1 protein-coding gene and 1 rRNA gene are annotated in these 2,310 nt (G+C 52.4%); one reads left to right on the forward strand and one right to left on the reverse strand.

The genetic code is table 11. The features are described from left to right. Positions 1 to 109 precede the first annotated feature (109 nt). Positions 110 to 1,387: an ISNCY family transposase gene (locus CCB157_RS16745; protein WP_077616931.1), complete on the reverse strand. Its 1,278-nt coding sequence runs from the start codon at positions 1,385 to 1,387 to the stop codon at positions 110 to 112. 336 nt (positions 1,388 to 1,723) lie between these two features. Here CCB157_RS16745 and CCB157_RS16750 point away from each other — a divergent pair. Further along, a 16S ribosomal RNA gene (locus CCB157_RS16750) occupies positions 1,724 to 2,310 on the forward strand; the annotation flags it as partial.

Genomic DNA, 2,310 nt, shown 5'->3' on the forward strand with positions numbered 1-2,310 from the left:
CCGGAAACCGGCCTGATGTGATCCGTCCAGCTGTCAAGCGTCAGTGAAAATGTCATACTAACGCGTCAGTGAATATGTCACTGATATATTTACTTTGACCTCAGTTCATTCAAGCCGGTTTCAGTTCCTTTGAATTCGTGGGCCTATATTTGCGCCAAGGATGATCAGGTCCTGGCTTGTACGATTTCTTTTCTGAGCTCTCCTTTTTCTTTTCAGGAGTTTTTGCCGCTTTGTTCCGGGTTGCTTCCATCAAGGGGTAGGGCTTACCTTTGTACCAGACAAACAGTCTGCCATCCAGCGTTTTTCGGACTTCCACCGGCGTTTTGGCCGGAATGGTTGGACTGGAATTTGGGACGTCGAGGATGTACGTTTTTCCTCGGTAGGAGATGGTTTCTCCAGGTCCGACGATCCGTTGATCGCGAAAACAAAGAATCAAATCCAGGGACTGTCCCGGTTCCAAAGGAACAAAGGCACTTTCCGGTTCAAGAGGCGCTACGGCAAACTTCTCGTTATGTTCTTTGATCAACTCCGGAAGGACTTGGTTTGCCTCCTCCAGGGTCTGGATGCCGCGCAGGCGCAACTCGACAACCCAACGGTCCTGCAGGGTTTGAAAGAGGCGTTCGATCCGTCCTTTGGCCTGTGGGGTCATGGCTTTGATATGAGTGATCCCCAAATCCTTCAGGGCGCGGCCAAATTGCGACAAAGGCACGGATTCGCCCGCCAGTTCCTGCTCAATGGATCTTTTTTCATTCGGGGAACAGAAAATCATATGACGATCCGAATAGATGCACATGGGAATGCCATACTGCTCGATCATTTGCCGGATCAGAAGGAAATAGCCCTCGGTATCTTCCTGGCGGCGGAAGACCGCGGCCAAGATTTTTCCCGTGGCATCGTCAATGGCCGCCAAAAGAGCCATGGGTTCCGCACGGTCTTCCAACCAACGATGGGAACTTCCGTCAATCTGGACCAACATGCCGGTTTGCGGTTTCCGATCTCTCGGGCGGTGAACCTTTGCCGGGCGCCGTTTCCGTTTGGGCGGGATGTTGGCTTGGCATCGGATTCGACGGACCGTAGAAGGGCTGACCCGGATTCCCTCCTGTTTGGCCAATAATTCGGAGAAATGGACATCATTGCAGTGCCGATATTTTTCACTTTGGCGGAGATTCAGGATTTTTTGCCGGATGTCTTCGGATAAGGCATGTGCAGGTTTTCGCCCCCGGTTTTTGTGAATGACTCCGTTTTCATCCTCCTCAAGGACTCGTTTTTTGAGGCGATAAACCTGACGAAGACTTAGCGATAACAATTCGGCAGCTTGTTTTCCCGTGATATACCCTTCGATCCATTGACGAATGACTTTGTAACGCTTCAATTCTTTTTTGCTCAATGGAATTCGCTCCTGTCTCATACTGTCATTTTCACTGAAGCGTTACAATATGACAATATCACAGACGAACAACATTTTGCGATAAACCCTCTTGACAAAATTCAAGCGATATGTTAAATTATAGGAGTCGCTGTGAGGGTGATCGACAAAACACCCGATCGCGAGCCGGTATTCAAACCGGATTCGACAAACGGTTTGTTCTTTGAAAACTGAACAAAAGCCAAGCGCGAATGAAAAGGGCAACCTTTTCCGGACGCCACGGATGAAACGGATGTAAAGGTTTCGACGAACCGATGCGATCGGTCGTCGTTTTCGAGACGCCGGAAGGCGTCAACTTTTACGGAGAGTTTGATCCTGGCTCAGGACGAACGCTGGCGGCGTGCCTAATACATGCAAGTCGAGCGCGGGAAGCGGACGGATCCCTTCGGGGTGACGTTCGTGGAACGAGCGGCGGACGGGTGAGTAACACGTGGGCAACCTGCCCGTAAGACCGGGATAACTCCGGGAAACCGGGGCTAATACCGGATAGGCTTTTGCCCCGCATGGGGCAAAAGGGAAAGATGGTTTCGGCCATCGCTTACGGATGGGCCCGCGGCGCATTAGCTAGTTGGTGAGGTAACGGCTCACCAAGGCGACGATGCGTAGCCGACCTGAGAGGGTGATCGGCCACACTGGGACTGAGACACGGCCCAGACTCCTACGGGAGGCAGCAGTAGGGAATCTTCCGCAATGGACGCAAGTCTGACGGAGCGACGCCGCGTGAGCGAGGAAGGCCTCGGGTCGTAAAGCTCTGTTGTCGGAGACGAACAAACGCCATAGGAAATGATGGCGTCCTGACGGTATCCGACGAGAAAGCCCCGGCTAACTACGTGCCAGCAGCCGCGGTAATACGTAGGGGGCGAGCGTTGTCCGGAATTATTGGG

The organism is Caenibacillus caldisaponilyticus (assembly GCF_002003465.1).
Lineage (GTDB): Bacteria > Bacillota > Bacilli > Bacillales > Sporolactobacillaceae > Caenibacillus > Caenibacillus caldisaponilyticus.